General features: G+C 62.0%; 4 protein-coding genes. 3 read left to right on the top strand and 1 reads right to left on the bottom strand.

Annotated features, from left to right (window positions below):
- Nucleotides 1–288: 288 nt before the first annotated feature.
- Nucleotides 289–735, bottom strand: coding sequence for a hypothetical protein (locus tag AC0L2O_RS35865; protein ID WP_369724752.1), 447 nt, complete (start codon nucleotides 733–735; stop codon nucleotides 289–291).
- Nucleotides 736–1,061: 326 nt separating this feature from the next.
- Between AC0L2O_RS35865 and AC0L2O_RS35860 the strand changes: the two genes are divergently transcribed.
- The 3 genes from AC0L2O_RS35860 to AC0L2O_RS35850 are packed head-to-tail and all read left to right on the top strand — an operon-like array spanning nucleotide 1,062 to nucleotide 7,364.
- Entirely contained in the window at nucleotides 1,062–2,327 is a 1,266-nt protein-coding gene (locus AC0L2O_RS35860; RefSeq protein ID WP_473373080.1) for an NHLP bacteriocin system secretion protein, read from the top strand.
- Nucleotides 2,328–2,343: 16 nt separating this feature from the next.
- Nucleotides 2,344–4,479 carry an NHLP family bacteriocin export ABC transporter peptidase/permease/ATPase subunit gene (locus AC0L2O_RS35855; RefSeq protein ID WP_369724749.1) on the top strand — a complete coding sequence of 712 codons (2,136 nt, stop codon included), beginning with the start codon at nucleotides 2,344–2,346 and terminating at the stop codon, nucleotides 4,477–4,479.
- On the top strand, nucleotides 4,476–7,364 hold the full coding sequence (locus AC0L2O_RS35850; RefSeq protein WP_473373079.1) for an NHLP bacteriocin export ABC transporter permease/ATPase subunit: 2,889 nt from the start codon (nucleotides 4,476–4,478) through the stop codon (nucleotides 7,362–7,364). The genes AC0L2O_RS35855 and AC0L2O_RS35850 overlap by 4 nt, the downstream gene beginning before the upstream one ends.
- The last annotated feature ends 253 nt before the right edge of the window (nucleotides 7,365–7,617 follow it).

Below are 7,617 nucleotides of genomic sequence, written 5' to 3'. Positions count from 1 at the left end.
ACTCTCTACGGTCTCGATTGCTGCGCTCGGTCATATGTGTCTCCCGCTGTCGAGGAGGGGGCCATCCCCTCTCATCTGGTGATCGCAGGAGTACCGCGGGCGGTTTCTTTAGACTGTGAGGCGGGTCACAGGAGCGCTCTCAAGCAGGAGGGGGAACGAATTGGCCTCGCGGCGGGTGCGTCGGAGGAGTGGTAGCTTTCGCCGAGTTACCGGAGCTTCCTAACTGCAGGTTTTGACCCGAAGCGCCGAGCGGTTGCGCTCAGGAATCGCGACCAGCGCGCACATGCCTCAAAGCCGGGAGCGAATGGAATTCAAAACTCCGGTCGCCGCGTCGACAACCTGCAGGGCCTGCTGGGATTTGGCCAACGCAAAAGCCGACCTGGCGCATTGATCGGGAAGTTGCGCAATCTTTCTGCGCTGGCTGGTAAGAATATTGGTCGACTGGTCGATGGCAAATTTCACCACGCCGCGGGTCGGGTCATTCTCGCTGACGCTCGTTAGTTCCTTCTCGATCGTAATCAGATATTCGAAACTGGACAGCTCTTGGGAAATCTCGACAAGATTTTGAACGGTGGACTTGACGCAATCTGCTTCGACGGCGGGTATGTCGGTCCGCTTCGAGGTCTGGACGAGGTCTGCCATCAAGCCGGCAAACATCGGCCTCAGATCTTCGACTCTCTTCAATTCAGCCGGGCTCAGGACTCCGGCCAGGCATACTTTCGTTGCGACCAGCAATCCAAGGCATTGCCACACTAGTCGAGTGACGACCACACGCGCCGTTGCGGTAAGTGGGACGCTATCCGCTTGCCATCTCATTTGAGGCGCTCGACGTCCTTTGCCCCGACAAATCCGTGAAATTCTCCGCGTGAGCTTAGCGCCGCACAACCGATCGCTCAATCGTATTTTCCGCAAAGCCGCGCGCGTCTTGGCCGGCAAGGCTCGTCGCGACCCGTTGTGCCACTAACGGCTCCTATGTATCATCGGAGCATACTCCGGGCGTTTAACGCCGATTTGACCAACGACAAGCGGTTGCGCCCAGATGATTTGCGGGGGATTGAGCCGTGAATGATGGCCCCGAACGTATTTTCCGTGCCAGCGCGTTGCAACGCGCGGCGTCGCCCGACGAACTCGACCATCTCGTCTCTATCACCAAGCCGGCCGACTGGATCCTGGCGCTTGTCGTGACGGCCGCACTGGTGGCGGCGCTCGTCTGGGGGATCTACGGCCGGATTCCCTCGCGTGTATCGGGACAGGGAATTCTGGTCGGCAGCGGCCGCGTCGTCGATGCAGTCTCTGCCGCGGAAGGACGGCTCGCTTCGCTCAGCATTTCCGTTGGCGACCATGTCGAACGGGGTCAGTTGATTGCCCAGATTTCGCAAACCGACATCGAGCAGAAGTACGCAGATGCGGTGGAGACCTACAACGAACGCCAGCGCGAGCACGACGACATGGCCGCGAAGGTCAGGTCGGAACTCTCGGTCAAGGTCTCCAATCTCCAAAAGCTGGAAGCCGCCTTCAACAAGGTCATCGAGGCGACCGGGCAGCGCGTTCAGTCGCTGGACCTCGACGTGAAGAATCTCGAGCAGCTTATGGCCAAAGGGCTGACCACGCGGAAGACGCTGGAAGATCGCCGTCTTGAGTTGACCGAGGCGCAGCAGCGCCGGACGGATTCGCAAAACGAGATTCTCAAGCTGCACGCCCAGCAATCCGATCTCGAAACGCAGCGCGAGCATGAATTGCAGCAGGCCGAGTTCGCGGCCAATAATGCGCGCCGGGAGATGCAGGCGCTGGCTGGAACCCTGGGGCGCAATTCTCAGGTTCTCAGTCCGATTACGGGGCGCGTGCTCGAAACCAAGATATCGACTGGTTCGGTGCTCGCCGTCGGTACGCCGGTCGTCCTGATTGAAGACGAGGGCTCGAAGCTCGAGGCGGTGATCTATGTCCCCGCCGAGCAGGGCAAGAGCGTCAAGCCGGGCTCCCAGGTCCGCATCGCACCCAGCACCGTGAAGCGCGAGGAGTTCGGCACGATGATCGGGACCGTCTCGAGCGTGTCGGAGTTTCCCGTGACTCCGCAAGGCATGACTGCGGTGCTCCACAATGACCAGCTGGTTAAGGTGTTCTCCCACGACGGCGCGCCCTATGCCGTCGCCGTGTCCCTGGAGCGGGACGACTCGACGACGAGCGGCTATCGATGGGCCGTTGGCAAGGGACCGCAGGTTCACCTGACCAGCGGAACGCTCGCCCAAGCCGAAATCACCACCCGAAACCGGCGCCCGCTGGATCTCGTTATTCCTCTCCTCAGGAAGCTGACCGGGATCGATGGATAGGTCTCCAACTCCAGGAGTGAAGAAAACGCCGACCGTCCTGCAGATGGAGGCGGCGGAATGCGGCGCGGCCTGTCTTGCCATGGTGCTGGCGCACTATGGCCGCTGGGTGCCGCTCGAGCAGTTGCGTGTCGAATGCGGCGTGTCACGCGATGGCAGCAAGGCGAGCAACGTCGTCAGGGCCGCACGGCGCTTCGGCCTGTCTGCCAAGGGATTTCGGCAGGAGGTCGCAACACTTCGCACAACGCCGACGCCTTGCATCATTCACTGGAACTTTAATCACTTCGTCGTTCTCGACGGAATTGACGGCAAGTTCGCCTATATCAACGACCCCGCCTTTGGGCGAAGACGAATCGGCATCGATGAGCTCGACAGGAGTTTCACCGGTGTCGTGCTCACCATGGAGCCAGCCGCCGGGTTTGTCGCGCAAGGAAGCAAGCCCGGCGGACTGCGCCTCCTCGTCCGCGAGCTGCGCGGCTCGAAATCTGCCGTCGGACTTCTCGTCCTGCTCAGCTTCGTCACGGTTGTTCCGGGCCTTGTCGCTGCGAGCTTCTCGAAGATCTTCATCGACGACGTCCTGATCCAGCATTTGGACGGGTGGTTGCGTCCCCTTCTTGTCGGGATGGCCATCACCGCACTGATCCGTACGGTCCTGACGCTGCTCCAGCAATCCCTGCTGCTGAGACTGCAGACGAAGCTATCGGTTGTGATGATCAGCCGGTTTCTCTGGCGGGTGATGGCGTTGCCGATGGAGTTCTTCACTCAACGCCATGCCGGAGACATCGCGACGCGCGTCCTGGCAAACGAGCAGATCGCGCGGCTGCTTGCGGGCGGAATTGCGGCGAACGTGCTCAATCTTACCTCGGTCGTGTTCTTTGCGTTCGCGATGGCGGTCTATGATCTCTGGCTTGCCGCGATTTGCATTGCCTTGTCGCTGCTCAACGTTTTGTTCCTGCGGCTTTCGCACCGGCGTCGCGAGGACCTCAGTCGCGGGCTCTCACAAGAGCGAGGAAAGTCGCTCGGGGCGGTGGTCAGCATCGTCAGGACCATCGAGACGATCAAGGCAAGCGGGCTCGAGGACGAGGCGTTCGGACAATGGTCCGGCGTTCAGGCCAAGCTTCTCAACGCCGAGCGCGAGCTCGCCTCGTCGTCGATCATGCTCGACATGATCCCGACCCTGATTTCCGGACTGACCGTGACGGCGATCCTCATCCTTGGAGGTTTGCGGGTGACTGAAGGGTCGCTGACGCTCGGCAGCCTCGTCGCATTCCAGTCCCTGATGGCAAGCTTCTCGGACCCCGTCGCAATGCTGGTCAACCAGGCCAGCGGCTTTCAATTGATCCGGGGTGCGCTCGATCGCCTTGAAGACGTCTACAACTATCCGCTCGGCGACAAGCCGAAGGAGGGCGGATCCGAAAGGCGTTTCCCCGCAAAGCTCGCCGGACGCGTCGAACTGAGAAACGTGCAGTTCGGCTATTCGCTGCTCGAACCTCCGCTGATCGCAGACCTTTCGATTGCCGTCAGTCCGGGATCGCGCGTCGCGCTTGTCGGCGCATCCGGAAGCGGTAAATCGACGCTGGGCCGCCTGATCTGTGGCCTCAACAAGCCGTGGGTCGGCGAGATCCTGATCGACGGGGTCCCGCTTGGGGACGTCCCGCCCGAGATCCTCGCTAACTCGATCGCCTACGTGGACCAGGATATTTTCCTGTTCGAGGGCACGGTGCGGGACAATCTCACGCTTTGGGACCGGACGACGCCGGACCTCGATCTGACCAGGGCACTGAAAGACGGGCAGATCCAGGACGAGATCGCCATCAGGACCGGCAGTTACGATACTTACGTCAGCGAGGGTGGAACGAATTTCAGCGGAGGGCAGCGTCAGCGCATCGAGATCGCGCGTGCTCTCGTCGGCCGCCCCTCCGTCATCGTTCTCGATGAAGCCACGGCCGCGCTCGATCCGGTTACGGAGAAGGCGATCGACGACAATCTGCGCCGAACCGGCTGCACCTGCATCATCATCGCACATCGTCTGAGCACGATCAGGGATTGCGACGAGATCGTCGTGTTGCAACAGGGCAAGGTCGTCGAGCGCGGGACGCACGAGAGCCTGCTGGCCCTCGACGGCGAATATGCAAGGCTGGTGTCCCAGGAATGATCCATTCGGCTGAAAACATCGTGTCCTGCGCGAGCCTCGTCTCGGCGGAGCTTCCGATCGACATGACGCTCGATGGTCGCAGGCCTATCCGGCTCGATCACCACGGCCATGTGTTGGAGGTCGTCGCCGGTCATCTGGACATCTTCGCCGTGGATGTCGAGGATGGGGAATACGGGAGCAGACACCATCTGTTTCGGATCGAAAGCGGCGATGTCGTCCCCGATCTCCCGGCGCTCGCGGTCTCGGCAGGACGCGGCGTGAGCTTCATCGCGGTCGGCACCGACAGCACGCGCGCGTCTGCGCACGCCCGGTCTGATCGCACATCGGCAGCTCAGGCCACCCGCTGGATCGAGCGGCTGGCGCGCTTCGTCGCTGGACCTGCGCCGTTGTGGCAAATGACGGAGTTGCCGGTGGGCGAAGCCCAACTGCTCCCGAACGAATGCGGCCGGGGACCCATGCGTGGACTGCTCTGGCTGACGGTGGAGCGCGGCGTCCTCAGGCTGATGGGCGTTGCCGTTTCTTGCGCCGCTGGAAGCCAGCCGCTGCCGCTCACCTCTGGCTTGTGGGTCGAGGCGGGCGAGGAAGGGTGTGGCGTAGTCGCAGCCGGCGTAATGCCGGCCTCGATCTGGCCGGCAATCGATCAGTTCCACCAGAGCTTCGTGGCCTGCGTCCAACGCATTCTGGCCAATGAGAGGGTGGGCGAGAGCGAGCGCCTGGTCAGCCGGACCACTCTCGCGGCGTCGCAGTCCATCGAAGCCTTCGACCGCCTGTCCGGCATCATCGTGCGGCGCTTCGATCATGACGCGGTCGATGCATCATATTCCGACCGTCTGGCCGGCGCCTGCCAACTCGTCGGAAGCGCGATGCGCACACCAATTGCGATCTCAGGCCGGGTCGAGGGCAGCCGGCAGGAATTCACTGGCCTGACGCAAATCGCGCTGGATGCCCGTCTGCGGCTAAGGCAGGTCCTGCTCCGGTCGGACTGGTGGCGAACCGATGCCGGCCCGCTGGTCGGCTGGTTCGGCGAGAAGCGCGAGCCGGTCGCTCTGGTCCACGAGCCGCGCCGCGGCTATATCATGGTCGATCCGCTGACGAAAGCGCGTTCGGCCGTCAATCGCGCCGTGGCGGCACAGATCGCTCCGGAAGCGGCGATGTTCTATCCGCCGCTGCCCTCACGCTCCCTGAAGTTCAGGGACCTTCTTCAATTTGCCCTTCGCTATGCGCGAGGTAGCGGTCTGCGCATCGCATTGGCGGTCGTAATCATCGGGCTTCTGTCGCTGGTGACGCCCTTTGTCACCAATCTGCTGATCAGCTCGATCATCCCGAGATCGGAGCTTGACCAGCTCGTCTTCTGCGCGCTCGCGCTGGGCCTGACGGCTCTGGCGGTAGCCGGCGTTCAGGTTATGCAGGGCCTCGTCATGCTTCGCATGGAAGCGACGATCGACTGGCGATTGCAGTCGGCGATGATCGATCGCCTGCTAAGGCTGCCGACGGCCATCTTTCGGGAATTCACGGCGGGCGAACTGGTCGACCGCGCGATGGGCATCGACGCCGCGCGGCGTGCGCTGACGGGCCACGCATTGCGCGGCATGATCGCAGGCCTGTTCTGCATCTTCAGCCTCGGCTTGATGGTCTACTACAGCCCGAAGCTGGCGTTGCTCGCGATTGGGCTGACATTCGTCAGGGCGGCAGCCATCATCTCCACCAACCTGCTGCGGCTGTATTTCGAGAACAAGCACTTCAACCAGCAGGGCAAGGTCAGCGGGTTCGTTCTCCAGTTGCTGACGGGTGTCGGCAAGTTGCGGGTGTCGGGGGCGACCGGGCGCGCGCTCGGAATCTGGTCGAAGCAGTTCGCGACGCAAAAGCAGTATTTCGTGTCCTCGCAACTTGCCAGCAACGGCCTCGGCGCGTTCGAGACGGCATTTCCGACGATCGCGACGCTGATCATCTTTGCCTATGCATCCTATTCGAACAGCAAGCTGCTCACGGATCTCGGCACGTTCTTCGCGTTCTTTTCCGCCTTCGGGCAATCGATGGGTGCGGTCGGCTCCTGGGCCGGCGGTGTCAGTGAGGCGCTCATTGCGATACCCCCGCTGCTCCGGTTGCGGCCTCTGATCGCGAGCCCGACTGAGATTTCAGACGACCGCAAGGCGCCGGGAGAGCTGTCCGGTTCGATCGAGCTTGCGCGCGTGTCCTTCCGGTATCTGTCGAGTGGCCCTCTGGTGCTCGACAACGTCACCTTGAAGATCGCGCCGGGAGAATACGTCGCGATCGTCGGTCCATCCGGCGGCGGAAAGTCGTCCTTGTTCCGGCTCTTGCTGGGGTTCGAGCGACCGGAGTCGGGCGCGGTGTTCTACGACGGAAAATCAATTGAGACGCTCGACGTAAGTGCTTTGCGGCGCCAGCTCGGCGTTGTCTTGCAAAGTGCTCGGCTCGCGAACGGGAACATCTACGAGAATATCTGCGGTGGAGTTCGGCTTTCGCTCGACCAGGTATGGGAAGCCGCCCGGCTCGCCGGAATTGAAGAAGACATCAAGGCGATGCCGATGGGCATGCTGACCCAGGTGTCCGAAGGCGTCAGTACGCTTTCCGGAGGACAACGGCAGCGCGTCATGATCGCGCGCGCCATCGCGCGACGTCCGCGCGTCTTGCTGTTCGACGAGGCAACGAGCTCGCTCGACAATCGATCCCAGGCCATCGTCAGTGATGCGTTGGAGAATTTGAACGTCACCCGGATCGTCATCGCTCACCGGCTGAGCACCGTCAGGACTGCGGATCGGATCATCGTGCTGGTCGACGGCAAGATCGTCGAAGCCGGAACCTTTGAGGAGTTGACCGCCGCTGCTGGCGCTTTTGCCGCGTTCGCGCAGCGGCAGATGCTTTGATCCGCCGTAACCCACGGTCCATTCCCTCCAGAAAACAATCTTCATCTTTGCAAGCCTCCCGAAACTGCAGTGCAGGTGCGAAGCTGACGAGCATTTCCCGGAAAAAAGCCAGTCGCTTGCCTCTGTGACAAGCATCACAGCCTAGCGAAGCAGCCCGCGCTACTCCTGCGACCACCAGATGAGAGGGGATGTCCCCCTCCTCGACAGCGGGAGACAGATATGACTGAGCGCAGCAATCGAGACCGTAGAGAGC

The organism is Bradyrhizobium sp. Kon10, from assembly GCF_055807395.1.
The sequence above is the reverse complement of the archived record's forward strand: the minus strand, read 5'-3'. Positions and strand labels throughout refer to the sequence as shown.

What these genes read in the sequence shown, in the direction of transcription:
- AC0L2O_RS35850 (WP_473373079.1), top strand. Translation starts at nt 4,476, where the DNA reads ATGATCCATTCGGCTGAAAACATCGTGTCCTGCGCGAGCCTCGTCTCG.